Source organism: Paenibacillus sp. CB74 (assembly GCF_055687625.1).
This window is the reverse complement of the sequence record NZ_CM146009.1, coordinates 2,689,462-2,704,477: the sequence shown is the minus strand read 5'-3', so window position 1 is coordinate 2,704,477 and position 15,016 is coordinate 2,689,462. Positions and strand designations below refer to the sequence as shown.

Sequence of the window (15,016 nt, the reverse complement as noted above, 5' to 3'; positions counted from 1 at the left end):
GATATCAAATTGTGCATTGATCCGAATGATGCTGTGACTTTGTTGAAGTCCAAACGTGAAAAAACTTGTTGGTGTTGATTTAAAAGACACTCTTTTTGGGTAATCTTGTGAAGAATTGGCTAATGATAGCTTCAACGTACATTCTTACATAATTGCTAAAATGAAGGAGTGGAATGGATAATGACACAACATAACGGCAAGTCACGGTTTCAAGGCAAGGTTGCGATTATTACCGGAGCAGGTTCCGGTATTGGGAAGGCGACTGCGGTCAAGCTGGCAAAAGAGGGTGCACATGTTGCATTGTTTGATCTGGTGAATGATCGGATCTCGGAAACGGAAGCAGAGATTAATGCGCAGCACCCGGGTGCGGCAAGAGCATTTGATGTTGACATCTCCGACCCGGCACGTGTGGAAAAGGCTGTGCTGGAAACCGTTGAGTTATTCGGCGGTTTGGATATTGTTTTTGCCAATGCGGGCATTAATGGTGTATCAGCACCTATTGAGGAAATTTCGGTTGAAGATTGGCAGCAAATTATCACAACCAACTTGAACGGCACATTTTTCACCGTAAAATATGCTTTGCCTCACGTGAAGAAACGGGGTGGCGGCAGCATTATCATTACAAGTTCGATTAACGGCAATCAACGCTTCTCAAGCTTTGGCATGTCGGCGTACAGCACATCCAAGGCAGGACAGGTTGCTTTTGCAAAGATGGCTGCGCTTGAGCTGGCGAAGTTCAAGATACGTGTGAACGTGATCTGCCCAGGAGCGATTGCGACGAATATTGATCAAAGTACGGTCAAAACGGATGATCTGCAACAGATCATTATCCCGATGGAGTTCCCGGAAGGACAGCAGCCGCTTGCGGACGGACCGGGTCAGCCGGAACATGTTGCCGATCTGGTAAGTTTCCTCGCATCGTCCGAATCCAGACATATTACCGGAGCAGAGATCGTCATTGATGGTGCAGAGTCATTGCTCAGCTAAGTGAGCATACGGGATAAATTTCATTTTTACTAAGGCGTGTCTTATGGTGTGTCTGCGATAGTCGTTCCTCTGGAACGGCTTTTTTTGTTATAATGCTAACATTCGAATAGAGATACTGAAAAGCAGTAGGGTACATTCATTAGGAGCGATTATATGCATATAGAGTTACCGATACAAGAGGTTATTCCGGAGTTAAGACAATTATTTCGGGATCAAGATACAGGGGTGTTAATTGCAGAGCCCGGAGCGGGAAAAACAACTGTTGTACCGCTGGCTTTGCTGGAGGAGCCATGGGTCGCGGGACGGAAAATCATCATGCTGGAACCCCGAAGACTCGCCGCGCGTTTGGCTGCATCAAGACTGGCAGCTACGCTTGGGGAAAAAGCGGGGCAGACTGTAGGATATCGTGTGCGCATGGATACCCGGGTGAGCCAAGGGACACGTATCGAAGTTGTGACGGAAGGGGTATTGACCCGAATGTTGCAGCAGGACCAGGGTCTTGAGGATACGGCCATGATTATATTCGATGAATTCCATGAGCGTCACTTACATGGAGATTTGGGTTTGGCTCTGGCACTGGAATCCCGAGCGATGTTACGTCCGGATCTGAAATTGCTAGTCATGTCGGCTACTTTAGATCCAGATCCTGTCTGTGCATTACTGGGCGAAGGTACAAGATCGATTCATTGTCCGGGACGTACGTTTCCGGTGGATACACGATATGTGCCAAGACCGGTATCTATGCCACTGGAACAGTTCACAGCTCAGACGGTCAAGAGAGCATTAGCCGAACAGGAGGGGGATGTGCTTGTCTTCCTTCCTGGCGCAAAAGAGATACATCGTACAGAACGGGAGCTATCGAATGCTTCTCTGCCTGCACATGTGAACGTCTATTCTCTTTACGGCAGCATGCCCGTGGAACAACAGGATGAGGCCATACGTCCTGCGGCTGAGGGTTCACGCAAGGTGGTCTTGTCCACCTCGATTGCGGAATCTAGCCTTACTCTCGCTGGAGTGAAGATTGTGGTGGATGCAGGGCTGAGCAGAGCATCGGCATTCTCGCCGCGCACGGGTATGAGCCGGCTTGTCACCCTGCCGGTGTCCAAGGCGTCAGCCGATCAACGGCGGGGTCGTGCGGGGCGAATTGCCCCGGGGGTGTGTTACCGGCTATGGAGCGAAGAGGTTCATGGGGGCCTGCCTGAGGCAGCTCGCCCGGAGATCACCTCCGCGGATCTTGCGCCGCTGGCGCTGGAGCTTGCCGTCTGGGGTGTCCAGTCCCCAGCAGAGCTGCAATGGCTGGACACCCCGCCTGACGCCGCCTACGGCCAGGCACAGGCGCTGCTGCGCCAGCTGGGCGGCCTGGATGACGCAGGCCGCATCACGCCCTTCGGGCGGCGGATGAACACGCTCGGCGTGCATCCGCGACTGGCCAGCATGTTGCTCCGCGCGGCGGAGCTTGGGCTGGCCAGCTACGCCAGCATGCTGGCGGCACTGCTGCAGGAGCCTGCGGGCCTCCGCAGCAGTGGCAGTGCAGGCGCGGGCACGGACCTGCGCCCGCGCGTAGAGGCGCTGCTGACTGCGGACAGCAGCGGCAAGCCGCAAGCGGCAGCGGCTGCCCTAGACGGCGCGGCCGTGCGGCGCATGCTCCAGGAGAGCCGCCAGCTGCGCTCGGCGCTCGGCCCGGCGGCCGATCCGGTACGGCCGGATGAAGACAGCTGCGGATTGCTGCTGTCCTTCGCCTATCCGGACCGGATCGGGCAACGCCGGGAAGACGGCCGCTATCTGCTGAGCAGCGGCCGCGGCGTACGGCTCGCAGCGACAGAATCGCTGAGCCGTTCAGCGTATCTGGTCGCAGCCGAGGCAGACGACCAGGGCGCAGATGCGCGCATCCTGCTGGCTGCGCCGTTGCAGGAGCAGACATTGTTACAGGCAGCTCAGCACCTGCTGCACGATGAAGTGCAAGTGGCCTGGGATTCCAATACTCGCAGCGTGCGAGCGCATAAGAGACTTCGTATTGGAGCCCTTGTGATGAAAGAGAGCAGTATTGCACAGCCACCTGAAGATCAGGTGCTGGAAGCACTGTTGGCCGGAATACGGATGGAAGGGCTGGATTGTCTGCCATGGACTAAAACGTCCAGACAACTTGCGGACAGGCTGCGGTTCCTGCATCTCCATCTACCTGAGTGGCCCGACCTGATCGAAGATGATCTGACCGAAGAGCTGGCTGAGCATCTTACACCTTATCTGACAGGCATGCGATCGGCAGCCGATCTCAAGAGATTGTCGATGCAAGATGTATTGCTTGGTGGTCTGAGCTGGGGGCAACGACAACAACTGGACGATGAAGCTCCGACGCATATACAGGTGCCCAGTGGATCGCGTATTCCCGTGGACTACAGCCGTCCCGAGGCTCCTGCTCTGGCGGTGAGATTACAGGAGATGTTTGGACAACAGGAGACACCGCGTATAGCTGGTGGGCGAGTCCCAGTGACCATTCATTTGTTATCGCCGGCTCAGCGACCTGTACAGGTCACACGAGATTTGGCCAATTTCTGGCGTGAGACCTACTTTGACGTCAAAAAAGATCTGAAAGGACGTTATCCGAAGCATTACTGGCCGGATAATCCCCTTGAAGCGGTGGCCACTAATCGGGCCAAACCACGGGGGAAATAGATGAATGATTTCGTTTTTTTAGATATCAACACCGGGTTCCCGAAGGGTGCATTACATCAGGCTTAGATTCGGATGAACCACAACAATCCGTATTGTAACTGATCGAATCATACTCTACTTTAACTAAGTAATCACCTTCTAATCAGGATGTGTCTCCAAACTCGCTGACCGCATAGTGAACTGTCTTTTCGTACCGTGTTACGTCAATTTTCCTTTTCGCCACTTGCTGCGTCAATTTTCCTTTTCGCCACTTGCTGCGTCACTTTGCCTTTTGAACCCATGTTGCGTCACTTTGCATTTTCGACTGCTGCGTTTTTAGGCTTGGCGTGCCCTCGGTTCGCTTGTGGCAAACTTCCGGCATAGAACGAGATTCGGGCAAAATCTGCTTTTTTAGAGGTTAAGGGCACGTCCCAGAGCGTGTCTTCAACCCTAGGGAAAGTCGGGAAGAACTGGATAGTAAGATGTTTTGGAACCGCCATCCTTCAACCTATGATCGATCGACCATGAATCGGAGGCTAACGAACCTGTGACGTCTTATTCAGTGATTTGAAGCGCCCGCAACATTCTAAGGAATCTGAAACACGTTATAGTTGAACAACAAGCCATTTAGAGCGTCTTTTCCAGGTGATTTTGATAAATAACGTGTCTCAAGTTCGTTACAAAATAGAATGTGGACCAAAAGGCCAAATAAGACGCCCTCAGTTCCTTAGAAAATTTCCGTAGAACATCTCTTGGAACATCCCTTTGGAGATCTTCTTAGAAAATCTCCAGAAAAATTGTCTTTAGATTCACCAGAGTTACACAGCCTCTACTTCAAGATGTTTTGGTCCCGGACATATCCTGCAATGTATCACCAGAACATGGATTGGAGCGCTAATGAACCTGTGACATTTTATTCAGTGATTTGAAGCGCCCGCAACATTCTAAGGAATCTGAAACTCGCTATCGTTGACACTCTATAGTTGGTTGAATAACGAGCCGTTCATTGCTATTAACACATACTATATTGCCTTGCAAGCGTTTGAAAGAAAATAAGGCGGGTAATAACATAGCGAACCACTCAATCAGATGAGGAGGGATTCATTATGCAAAAGAAAATCGTAGGTGTGTTTAATACAGAACGTGAAGCATCGCAGGCTATCGAGGGTCTGAAAGCACAAGGATTTACTTCAGACGAAATCTCCGTTGTTACTCAGGATCGGGATGAACTGAAGGCGATTCGGGAAGAGACAGGTACAAAAGCCCCTGAGGGCGTGGCTGCGGGTGCAGCAACAGGTGGTGTACTTGGTGGCGTAGCCGGTCTGCTCGCAGGTATCGGTGCACTAGCCATACCCGGCATAGGACCCATTCTGGCCGCAGGCCCTATCGCAGCAGCATTTACCGGTGCAGCTGTGGGTGCAGGAGCTGGAGGACTGGTTGGTGGCCTGGTAGGTCTTGGTATCCCGGAAGAGGACGCTAAACAGTATGAGGAGTATGTACAGAACGGCAAAATTCTGCTTCTCGTAGACTCCACGGATCGGGACACCGATGTGTACGATGTGTTTAGCAGCAACAGCCAACTTAATCGGGACAGAGCTCAAGTTCATGGTACAGAAGTACCTGCTGAACGTCCAGATCTGGATATGGAAGAACGCAGATTGGATGCCCAGAGCAAGGCCGCTCGATTGGGTAACAATACATTCTTGTAATCTTCCGGCTGAGCTGGTTAACCTAATGACTTAATACCTGCAAAATGGAATGAAATAGATGATCCACAAGATGGTCATTAGCCGGTTTCCTTAAGGGAAGCCGGCTTTTGTCCCTGTGTTGCATGTTTGAGTCAATAATGGCGGTTGGTGTTTTTACCCATTCAAGCAGGGAATAACAATACATATAACAGTACAGCCAAAGCGAGTCCTATGACCAGTAGCATCAATGTGAGAAACCGAATTAAGCCGGTCGAAGCCTCAAACGTCTGCTCATTAATTTGAGTACGCTTCCGATGGTAGGCTGCTGCCGAATAGAGAATGATGGATATACCGCCAATCAGAGATGTGATACCTGTAATAATCGCGGCAATATGTGCTAGTCGATCATACGCCGAGGAATTGAAGCCGAATCCAGCTGCAAGAAAGCCGATACCTGCCATGGCAATACCCGTGCGTACCCAGGCCAGAAAAGTTCGCTCGTTAGCCAGGTGCTGTTGGACATATTTGGAATCGATGGTGGTTATGGTTACGTCTGTGTCTGTTCTAGAAATGTGAATCACCCCGCTCATTAAGATATACGGCTTCATTGTACTTTGTTTTTATTGTAAAACCAAGCAAGAAAGGACGGCTGAATGTATGCCTCGCAAAGAACGAATTACAGAAATAGAGAGCTTGCGGGGAATCGCCTTTGGAGCGGTGGTTCTCCAGCACTCCATTGCACATTACTCTTTGGTCCCGGAAACGAGACTGGAGGATGGCGTGTTGCTGGCCATACTGCTGATGCTCTCCAAATTTGCAGTTCCTTTATTCATATTCATAACAGGTATGGTGCTTTTTTATAACACGGGAGACAAGCTGCATTATGGCAGGTTTATGAGAAAAAGAGTAAATGACGTTATCGTGCCTTACCTGATCTGGTCACTCATTTACTTTACACTTGCACCACGAGGCTGGACCGGTTTCGGATGGAATGATATCCCCGATCTAGGATTGAAGCTGATTACGGGCAAAACGACTTCACACTTCTGGTACATCATTATGCTGATCCAGTTTTATCTGTTATTTCCGCTCTTCTTGCGTGCAATTCGTTATGTATATAACCGATATGAGGCCAAGGGACGCATGATCGCATTATTGATTTCGGGTGTGGTGTATCTTGTGCTTGCGGATCAATTAAGAAACATCGCCAAGTTCATGGAACGACTGAATATCCCGGTACTGACAGATGCTTTTACAACGTATGCAGATCGCAATTTCCTCTATTTCTTTATTTATTTTGTGCTCGGTGCAGCAGCGGGGTTATCCGTTCAGCACTGGAATGAATGGATTTATCGATTGCGCTGGATATACTGGACTGTGTTTATTGTTCTGGGTCTTCGGTTTACTTATTTATTAATGCTGGAGTTTCAAAAGCCGGAGGGCATCAAAATTACGTTTTACACGGTCAGCCTGATCCGCCCTGATATGGCACTCTTTCTGATTGCGTCCATTATGGTCATGTACCAGCTAGCCGGGAAACTGCACAACCTTAGGGCTACACGATTGCTAGGGTGGATTGGTGGTGTGTCGTATGGCGGTTATCTGATGCATATGTTGATGCTTCGGTTTAGCTATATTCCAGATGAATTGTTCTATGTTGCGATGGGCTGGAACCCTGTCGTTCGCATGATCATTACTTGGTTGCTCGCTCTTGCATTATCCTGTGTACTGACATGGCTCATCTCTCGCGTAAGCTGGGGGAAATGGATTGTGGGAGCCGTGCCAAAATCTGTCCACAAAAAATGAATATATCATCATATGAAAAATTCTCAACAGAATCGCAGCAGTACAGATTGTACAGGATATATGCCGGTACAGAAATAAAGAACTCAGTAATATAGGCAACAGAGAACCCATTAATGCAGGCTACACAGGATTCAATAATAAAGACAACAGAGAAACTCAGTAATACAGGCCACTCAGGATTCACGTATGCAGGATAAAGGATTCAGGAGTAACTATGTATGTAACAGCCTTTGCTCAGTCTTATGATTAAAATTCGATTGAACGAATCGCTAAGTTCCTGAAATAAAACAAACTTTTGAGTATGAATTAAAATTTCAATGCATGAAAAATTCACAATAGAAAACCTTTTTTCCTGCTCCCACAAGTCATTCCGTATTCTCACGATTTCTTGCTCGTCCTCTATGAAGATGGATAAAGGGGAGACCAAGCGGAGAAAGATGGCAGAACCCGAACATAAGTTTTATAATACTAGATATATAGGTTCTGATAGGAGGGAAATGAACGTGGCCTTTATGATTGCACAGCGGGCATTTATCAAGCTGTATTTAATTACGATGGTTGAACAGCACAGGGGATATGGTTATGAGATGCTGGAGGCGATGAAGCAGGAGTTCAAAGACTACGGTTATGTTCCACCCCAGAGCGAGGTATATCGGGCACTGCATGAACTGGTACAGCAGGGGGTATTTTATCGAACGAAGAAGCTGAAGGGCAATGATCCGAAGGTCGATTTTCAGGAAATCGTTCTATATCATTTCACGGATGATGGTGCGGAGAAAGCTGAGTTATACAAGAAACAGGTCAAAACGGATCTGGATCGTTGTCTCGGCATGTTACACAAGGCAGAAGAGGACAATTACGGTACGAAAGGAAGATGAGCATGAACAGACAGTTACAGTGGGGGGTACTCGGTACGTCAACCATTGCCAAAAATGCAGTCATTCCGGCGATCCAGCAGTCCGAACGCGGTGAGGTGTTAGCGATTGCCAGCCGCAGCAAAGAAAAGGCGGAGTCCCTTGCCGAAGAACTTGACATTGCCAGATCGTATGGCAGTTATGAAGAGCTCATCGCTGATCCGGACATTGAAGCCGTCTATATTCCTTTGCCTAACCATATGCACAAAGAATGGACCATCAAAGCGGCACAGGCTGGCAAACACGTGTTGTGTGAGAAACCAGCTGCCCTGAATGCTGATGAATCGGCAGAAATGATTGAGGCGTGTGAGCAGCATGGCGTTCTTTTTGCAGAAGCGATTATGTATCGATATCATCCCAAGCACAGACGTGTGCAAGAGATTATAGCCAGTGGAGAGATTGGTATCGTCAGAGCCATCCATGGCAACTTTACCTGTAATACCGCTGATGACAAGGAAAATGTAAGGTTCAAAAGAGAGATGGGCGGCGGATCCTTATTCGATCTAGGCGTATATCCGATCTCTGCAGCCCGGATGTATCTGGGACAGGAACCCGAAGCGGTGACGGTGCACGCTCTATTCTCGGACGAACATGATGGAGTCGATATGATGGCGTCGGGACTGGTAGAATTTCCGAATTCGGTCGCTTTAACTTTTGACTGTGGCATGTGGGCTTCAGGACGAGCGGAGATGGAGATTCTCGGGACGGAGGGGCGGATTGAACTGCCCAAAGTATTTGGCTGGGAGAACAGTGATATTCCACCTCAGATTATTGTGCACACCGATTCGGTCAGCCGTGAGGAACGTGTATCGGTATCTAATTCCTATGTGCTTCAGGTGGAGACGTTTGCAACGGCTGTGCTTGAAGGAGCGGCCCTACCTTTCAGTCCGGAAAATACCATTCAAAACATGCGGGTAATTGATGCGTGCCTGGAATCGGCTCGGACTCGTCAACGTGTTCAACTGATCGATTAGGTCAGGTCCGTTTAAATATATCAGAACGTGCAGGCTCCATCTTGAGGGATGAGAGTCTTTTTTTTGTGTCACAAAATGTTATAATTATAATATTTTACAATTTAAACGTTCGGATTTGATATTTCTACCAAATTGATGTGATATAAATAGTCATGAGATGACTTGTTTACTATAATCTAGCAGAACGTGCAACTAGACAGTTACCGTTTGCAGTAAGCATATCGAGACAATGTTCATCTACTTTGAAGGTTTGGGAGGCCAGATTATGAAAAAGTTGTTATCGACCGCTTTACTGGCATTCTTGTTAACGTTTGTTTTCTTCACAGGTTCACAGTTCACCCCAGCCCCACAGCAGAAAGCATCTGCTGCAACATGTACCATCATCAATACGTTTACCGGTGTGGCCAACTATTTGAGTGCAAACGGAACGTTGCCATGTAACTTTATTACCAAATCACAGGCCACAGGACTCGGCTGGGTAGCGTCACAAGGCAACTTGGCTGTAGTGGCTCCTGGGAAAAGCATCGGCGGAGACGTATTCGGCAATCGGGAAGGGCTACTGCCAGCGGCCAGTGGACGTACATGGCGTGAAGCGGATATTAACTACACATCCGGCTTCCGTAATTCCGATCGGATTGTGTACTCCAATGATGGACTCATCTACAAAACGACAGATCACTATGCATCATTCACACGCATGAAATAGAGGAAGGAGCAGTCGTGAACACCGTGATTCTGAATTGAGGATGGACCAACTACCGAATCAGCGAGGAACGCATGGAGTATGAAGCAGGACAGGTGCGTGATCTGATGATGGAGGTACAGGCGGAACAGTCTGGATTTATATTGCGTGTTGAGAAGTAGCAGCAAATAAAGGAGTTTCAGATACATTCATTCCAGCAGGCAGACCACATGTGGTCTGTTTTTTGTGTTGTAGCAGATTGTTCAAAAAGGTTGTTCAAAAAGCCCTTGTGTTGATTACGATTGATCTGAAAGCTGAGTGAGATGTTACTTTGCTCACCTAACGTTAAAATTATTTTCACGGAGGTATTGATTTCTGCATAACTTACGTTAAAATAAAATTAACATGAAAAATATTTTAACGTTAGGGAGTGGGAAGTCATGAACGATAACACAGCAGTTGGCAAACAAGGTATGGGTGAGTTAATACGAATCAGACCGTATATGCAGTTTATGCTTAGTAAAGTAGTATCCAGATTTGGTGATTCCATTGATTCGATTGCATACAGCTGGATGGTGTATATTCTGACCGGTTCAAAAGTGCTGATGGGGACATTGCTGGCGGTGAATTTTTTGCCGAGTATCTTTCTGGGTCTGTTCGCCGGGGCTTTGGTAGATCGCATGTCTCTCAAAAGAGTAATCGTGATTACGAATAGCGGTCGCGGGTTGTTCGTAGGGATTACAGCGCTGTTGTTTGGATTGGGCCAACTTGAAGTCTGGCATCTGTTTGTAATAACCATTCTTAATTCTTTGCTGGAATGCTTCACTGTTCCTGCAGAAGTGTCCAGTGTCCCCAGATTGCTTCCCAAATCGATGTTGCTCTCGGGTAATGCCATGTCCTCTTCCGCAACCAGAGTGGCTGAACTTGCAGGACTTGCATTGGCTGGTGCGCTAATTGCCACAATAGGTATTGCTTGGACGATCCTGATTGATGCGGGGTTGTTTGCGCTAAGTGCGTTAATAATGAGCCGAGTGGGCTATCCTCAAGGTTCATCATCTGCTAACAATGAAGATAAATTATTATCTGAAAAGGATTCTGTTCCATCCAATAAACGTAGTATATTCTCCGAAATGGCGGAAGCTTTTCATTTTCTCCGTAAACATACCTTATTGTTAATCGTTTCCTTCCTGTTTGCATTCGTTAATTTCTGTCTGATGCCATTCAATGTTCTCCGTACACCCTATGTAATTGAAACGTTGCACGCTGGCGCTTGGGGATTAAGTCTGCTTAGTGGGCTAATGGTGGGAGGCATGCTGTTAAGTGGTGTGTGGTTGACCCAAAAAGGGGCACATTATCGTAAAAGTGTGCTTGTGATCAGCGGTATTGTCATGCTGGGTCTCAGTTATGCCATGACGGCACTACCCGCCTATATGACGTCCTTCCAATTGCCCGTTGCGGCTGCCTTTTGTCTTCTGATGGGGATGGGGATTCCACTGGCTACGACCCCTCTAGGTACCTATCTAATGGAAGTTACTCCTTCGGAGATGCTAGGCAGAGTGTATGCTCTTCAGAGTATGCTCGTCGTGAGTGTCGCACCACTTGGGAGTCTGGTTTCGGGAGCACTTGCAGATTGGATGAGCATGCCTGTTCTGTTTATCGTCTTTGGGATTATGCTTGCCATGTCCGCAGGTATGCTGTTATTTAGCAAAAGCTTTCGGAGTGCGATGTGAAGGATATTTAGAAAGAACCTGATCTGATTATGTGATAACATGTCATCGCCGGCTTGCTTTGACCGAAGTCCTGACGCAGCGGTATAATAGAGATATCGATGGACAATAGGTACCCCGGAAATGAGGATACAGGAATGGAGCACAAGGTTCTTTCAACCATTGAAGAAATTAAGATCTACTCCGATCCGTATCGGATACAGATTATGAATATGTTTAACAGGCAGGGCAGACCATCCACTGTCAAAGAAATTGCCGACCAGATGGGTGAGGTTCCAGCCAAAGTTCATTATCATGTAAAAAAGCTGGAGAAAATTGGTCTGCTGACGATCGTTTCCACGCGTGAGATTAATGGCATTATCGCAAAATACTACGAACCATTCTCCGGAGAAATCCATCTTCGTCATGAAGATGAAGACAATGAGAGCTCACCACTGAAACAGGTGTTTCGGTCTGAAACACTCAAATTATTAAATGAGATGTTCGAACAGAGTCGTCAGCGATTCATGCATCAGGCGGAAAACGAAGATCGGATGTTTCTCTCGGACATGACGCTGTATGCAACTCGTGAGGAAGTAGAGGAGTTATATAACAACATCATAAAACTCTGTCAACCCTATACAACGAAAGAGAATCAACAAGGGGAACAAGAGGTCTTTCAATTATTTTCTGCCCTCTCTAAACCTATAATGCAGACACCTGCTTCCAAGACAGATGCGAAACAGAATAAGAAATCTGCGTCGAGTAAGGGCAAATCAACTTCGAAAACGTCTCGCTCTGTTGCTAAGGGGCAGAAATCTGCATCATCTGATCGTGAGTCAGAAGAATAAACAGACGGTATGCATGAGTTAAGTGTTAGTTATACCTTGAAGACAAGTAAGGCTTATGTGTCAGACATGTTGGAGATAACAAGAAAAAGCCGCCATAGGCGGCTTTTTATCGCATGATACGAGGGAGAAACGGTCGTATGTTGTGTATTGTATTGAATTCATTACAACATTAATTTCATGAAGAAGCATAACCGTTTCAGTTCGCTATCATGTTACATGTTCTCATCATAGTCTTTTACATCACGTTTGGCAGCGGTTGCGGGTGAATTGGAAGTACCGTATTCTTCGACCGCTTCCCAAGCATCTGCATTGTCGAACTTGCCGGCGTTCTGCTGTCTTCCTTCGCCAGCACCACTCGGAGGCATGGTCATGACTTCTTCTTCAACGGGCCGATCGTTGCTGATCTCCCGGTTAGGCGTGTCATCAATACAGTAAGCGGTATATGGGATAGCTTCAAGGCGTTCAAAAGGAATATCTTCTCCGCACGTTACACAGGTTCCGTATGTACCTTGTTCCATACGTTCCAATGCATCGTTCACTTGATTGAATTCGTCTGTTAATGTATCGTCGATCGCCAGATCACGGCTGCGTTCAAATGTTTCCGTACCGGCATCTGCCGGATGATTATCATAGGAGGACAGCTCACCAGTTGAATCTTTCAGCGACTGGGCCGGAGCACCGTCTTCCATGCTGGATTCAAAATGGCGCTGCAAGTTTTCACGTTGCTCCAAAAGGGCCTTTTTCAATTCTTGGTGTTGATCTTTGGTTAATGTACTCATAAAAAACACGCTCCTTTTCCCGTTGTGGGGTGTAGTGAGTCTTTACCCCAATTGCATGAAAAGCAATCATTTTCGTGAGGAATAGGGCCGTAGCGTTTTATATCTGACGAATAATGTGTTATAAAAAATAGAGAGAGAAAATGCCGCATGTTCTTCACTGGATAAAGGAACCACGGCTTGGCTTATAATGGAGGTTGTCAATATGGATGAACATATGAAACGAAGATTGGATAAACAGAAACAATTGTTCAAACAATTGGGAGTACAGCTTGATGCGTTATCTATTCATGAAAAACAATTTAATTATAAACTTCGTGGTTATGATCCGGATGAGGTAGATGCTTATCTCGACTTGGTCATCAAAGATTACGAACGTTTTTATGCCAATATTGCAGATCTGATGGACAAATGGCAAGAACAGCAGTTAACGATTCGAGATCTCAAATCATCCGCGAAGCCGGTGGAAGATCCAACCAAGATTGATCGCAAACAGCTGGATGATATTGTGAAACAACTGGAATACAGTGTGCGGCAGCTCAAGATCAGAGCACGTCCCGAGAAGGATCTGTTCTCTGAATAAGCTCAGCAACTCTAGGATTATATTAAATAAAGGTGGTTAATCATGAGTACTCATTTTTCGGTCAGTGTGCATTGTTTGTTGTTATTGTCACTCAGCGCGCCTGAACGAATCACGTCTGCACATATTGCAGGTAGCGTGAATACCAACCCGGTCGTCGTCAGACGTATTCTGGGCGGGCTGAAAAAGGCGGGATTAGTGAACTCTTCTCCTGGAACAAGAGGTTTCTATCTGGCCAAGCCGGCAAGTGAAATTACGTTAGCCATGATCTACCAGGCTGCCAAGGACGAAGGTCCATTATTTCCGATTCACGGCAACTGTAACCCGGATTGTGAAGTGGGCTTGCATATAGACAGCTTGCTGACCAATCTGTATCAGGTTGCCGAGGAGAAGGTGGAGCAATTCTTTGCATCGATTACACTTGAAGATATGGAACGTTCCAGTTCCCAGATGCAAGCTGTGTCATCGCAGTCAGAGTAGATTGTAATCAGGACTTAAAGTACATGTTCGAAAAGGGCGTTTTCAGTACCGTGAAGATGGGATGAAGCTAGAAATGGAGTAGCGGAGCGTAGGAAACCACGTGAGGAACGGACATTTCGGCTGAATTCCATATTCGATGCTACGATGTTATTAGGCATCCTACGTAATCAAAAGCGGACTTTTTGAACAACCTCTTAAAGGAAGGTGGGTTGTGATATGAAAAAAATTGTTGTCATTTCTGATACGCATTGTTCACGTAAATCACAGAAGTTACCTGCCAGGCTCGTTGATGTACTTGCGAGTGCCGATCTCATTCTTCATGCGGGTGACTGGTCGGATTGGAGCGTATACCCATTGCTTAGCGAGTATGCGCCTGTTGAAGGGGTAGCTGGCAATACGGACCCGTCTGAAATTGCTGAAAAACTGGGGTATTCCCGTATTGTTGAAGTGGAAGGTCTTCGTCTGGGTCTTGTGCATGGGCATCTGGGATCCAAGGGTACGGAGCAGAATGCAATTCATACCTTTGCAGGTCAGCATGTGGATGCTGTGATCTACGGACACTCACACATCCCAGTGATGCATACCGTGGACAACACACTAGTATTTAATCCGGGGTCGCCTACGGATAAACGTTTTCAGAAGCAATACTCATTTGGCATCATGACAATAGATCAGGGTAAAATACAGGCTGAGCACGTTTTTTTTGATCGGGATTAGAGAGAGATGATTTCATCCTATATATAGTTATGGTACAAGGCATCTTTGAACAGAATTGAATTCTGTTTCAGGGATGTCTTTTTGATATGCGATCACATCATTCTCTTGGAAGTTATCTCTGAATGGGGAATGTGCTCTGTTCGTTATCTGTCATTCATCTGTTGCGGTTTTCCCCTATGGTGACGTTCAGTGGAGTGATACAA

The 15,016-nt window shown here is 47.3% G+C and carries 14 protein-coding genes; 12 read left to right on the top strand and 2 right to left on the bottom strand.

Annotated features, from left to right (window positions below):
* Positions 1-180: 180 nt before the first annotated feature.
* The 3 genes from ACX9NY_RS11880 (at position 181) to ACX9NY_RS11870 (ending at position 5,348) form a co-directional block, all read left to right on the top strand.
* Complete coding sequence (locus ACX9NY_RS11880; protein ID WP_339241720.1) at positions 181-987, top strand: SDR family oxidoreductase; 807 nt, start codon at positions 181-183, stop codon at positions 985-987.
* Between the two features lie 153 nt (positions 988-1,140).
* Positions 1,141-3,660, top strand: coding sequence for an ATP-dependent helicase HrpB (hrpB, locus tag ACX9NY_RS11875; protein WP_472478685.1), 2,520 nt, complete (start codon positions 1,141-1,143; stop codon positions 3,658-3,660).
* A gap of 1,085 nt (positions 3,661-4,745) precedes the next feature.
* Positions 4,746-5,348, top strand: a complete 603-nt coding sequence (locus ACX9NY_RS11870) for a general stress protein (RefSeq protein ID WP_339241724.1) — start codon at positions 4,746-4,748, stop codon at positions 5,346-5,348.
* Between the two features lie 161 nt (positions 5,349-5,509).
* Here ACX9NY_RS11870 and ACX9NY_RS11865 read toward each other — a convergent pair whose 3' ends face one another.
* Positions 5,510-5,917, bottom strand: coding sequence for a YidH family protein (locus ACX9NY_RS11865; protein ID WP_342572618.1), 408 nt, complete (start codon positions 5,915-5,917; stop codon positions 5,510-5,512).
* A 67-nt stretch (positions 5,918-5,984) separates the two neighbouring features.
* On the opposite strand from ACX9NY_RS11865, the gene ACX9NY_RS11860 reads away from it, so the two are divergent.
* From ACX9NY_RS11860 to ACX9NY_RS11835, 6 genes are all read left to right on the top strand, one after another.
* Positions 5,985-7,133, top strand: coding sequence for an acyltransferase (locus ACX9NY_RS11860; protein WP_472478684.1), 1,149 nt, complete (start codon positions 5,985-5,987; stop codon positions 7,131-7,133).
* Between the two features lie 503 nt (positions 7,134-7,636).
* On the top strand, positions 7,637-8,011 hold the full coding sequence (locus ACX9NY_RS11855; protein WP_036609188.1) for a helix-turn-helix transcriptional regulator: 375 nt from the start codon (positions 7,637-7,639) through the stop codon (positions 8,009-8,011).
* A 2-nt stretch (positions 8,012-8,013) separates the two neighbouring features.
* Positions 8,014-9,021, top strand: a complete 1,008-nt coding sequence (locus ACX9NY_RS11850) for a Gfo/Idh/MocA family protein (RefSeq protein ID WP_472478683.1) — start codon at positions 8,014-8,016, stop codon at positions 9,019-9,021.
* 265 nt (positions 9,022-9,286) lie between these two features.
* Complete coding sequence (locus tag ACX9NY_RS11845; RefSeq protein WP_339260524.1) at positions 9,287-9,727, top strand: ribonuclease; 441 nt, start codon at positions 9,287-9,289, stop codon at positions 9,725-9,727.
* Positions 9,728-10,143: 416 nt separating this feature from the next.
* On the top strand, positions 10,144-11,433 hold the full coding sequence (locus tag ACX9NY_RS11840; protein WP_472478682.1) for an MFS transporter: 1,290 nt from the start codon (positions 10,144-10,146) through the stop codon (positions 11,431-11,433).
* A 134-nt stretch (positions 11,434-11,567) separates the two neighbouring features.
* A complete protein-coding gene (locus ACX9NY_RS11835; RefSeq protein WP_472478681.1) occupies positions 11,568-12,260 on the top strand; it encodes an ArsR/SmtB family transcription factor in 693 nt (230 codons plus the stop codon).
* A gap of 212 nt (positions 12,261-12,472) precedes the next feature.
* Here the strand turns inward: ACX9NY_RS11835 and ACX9NY_RS11830 are convergent, their stop codons facing one another.
* The gene (locus ACX9NY_RS11830) at positions 12,473-13,039 is read right to left on the bottom strand and encodes a TraR/DksA C4-type zinc finger protein (protein WP_472478680.1); all 567 of its coding nucleotides are present in this window, start codon (positions 13,037-13,039) and stop codon (positions 12,473-12,475) included.
* Between the two features lie 202 nt (positions 13,040-13,241).
* On the opposite strand from ACX9NY_RS11830, the gene ACX9NY_RS11825 reads away from it, so the two are divergent.
* The 3 genes from ACX9NY_RS11825 to ACX9NY_RS11815 all read left to right on the top strand — a co-directional run bounded on the left by ACX9NY_RS11825 (position 13,242) and on the right by ACX9NY_RS11815 (position 14,813).
* On the top strand, positions 13,242-13,619 hold the full coding sequence (locus ACX9NY_RS11825) for a DivIVA domain-containing protein (RefSeq protein ID WP_253434023.1): 378 nt from the start codon (positions 13,242-13,244) through the stop codon (positions 13,617-13,619).
* Positions 13,620-13,661: 42 nt separating this feature from the next.
* A complete protein-coding gene (locus tag ACX9NY_RS11820) occupies positions 13,662-14,096 on the top strand; it encodes an Rrf2 family transcriptional regulator (protein WP_342572623.1) in 435 nt (144 codons plus the stop codon).
* Between the two features lie 216 nt (positions 14,097-14,312).
* Positions 14,313-14,813 (top strand): metallophosphoesterase family protein, encoded by a 501-nt coding sequence (locus ACX9NY_RS11815; RefSeq protein ID WP_342572624.1) that lies wholly within the window; start codon positions 14,313-14,315, stop codon positions 14,811-14,813.
* Positions 14,814-15,016: the final 203 nt, after the last annotated feature.

Excerpts from the sequence above, each read along its gene's own strand:
- ACX9NY_RS11880 (WP_339241720.1), top strand. The coding sequence starts at position 181 with ATGACACAACATAACGGCAAGTCACGGTTTCAAGGCAAGGTTGCGATT.
- ACX9NY_RS11850 (WP_472478683.1), top strand. The coding sequence starts at position 8,014 with ATGAACAGACAGTTACAGTGGGGGGTACTCGGTACGTCAACCATTGCC.
- ACX9NY_RS11840 (WP_472478682.1), top strand. The coding sequence starts at position 10,144 with ATGAACGATAACACAGCAGTTGGCAAACAAGGTATGGGTGAGTTAATA.
- ACX9NY_RS11820 (WP_342572623.1), top strand. The coding sequence starts at position 13,662 with ATGAGTACTCATTTTTCGGTCAGTGTGCATTGTTTGTTGTTATTGTCA.
- ACX9NY_RS11815 (WP_342572624.1), top strand. The coding sequence starts at position 14,313 with ATGAAAAAAATTGTTGTCATTTCTGATACGCATTGTTCACGTAAATCA.
- hrpB (WP_472478685.1), top strand. The coding sequence starts at position 1,141 with ATGCATATAGAGTTACCGATACAAGAGGTTATTCCGGAGTTAAGACAA.
- ACX9NY_RS11860 (WP_472478684.1), top strand. The coding sequence starts at position 5,985 with ATGCCTCGCAAAGAACGAATTACAGAAATAGAGAGCTTGCGGGGAATC.
- ACX9NY_RS11865 (WP_342572618.1), bottom strand. The coding sequence starts at position 5,917 with ATGAGCGGGGTGATTCACATTTCTAGAACAGACACAGACGTAACCATA.
- ACX9NY_RS11870 (WP_339241724.1), top strand. The coding sequence starts at position 4,746 with ATGCAAAAGAAAATCGTAGGTGTGTTTAATACAGAACGTGAAGCATCG.
- ACX9NY_RS11830 (WP_472478680.1), bottom strand. The coding sequence starts at position 13,039 with ATGAGTACATTAACCAAAGATCAACACCAAGAATTGAAAAAGGCCCTT.
- ACX9NY_RS11845 (WP_339260524.1), top strand. The coding sequence starts at position 9,287 with ATGAAAAAGTTGTTATCGACCGCTTTACTGGCATTCTTGTTAACGTTT.
- ACX9NY_RS11825 (WP_253434023.1), top strand. The coding sequence starts at position 13,242 with ATGGATGAACATATGAAACGAAGATTGGATAAACAGAAACAATTGTTC.
- ACX9NY_RS11835 (WP_472478681.1), top strand. The coding sequence starts at position 11,568 with ATGGAGCACAAGGTTCTTTCAACCATTGAAGAAATTAAGATCTACTCC.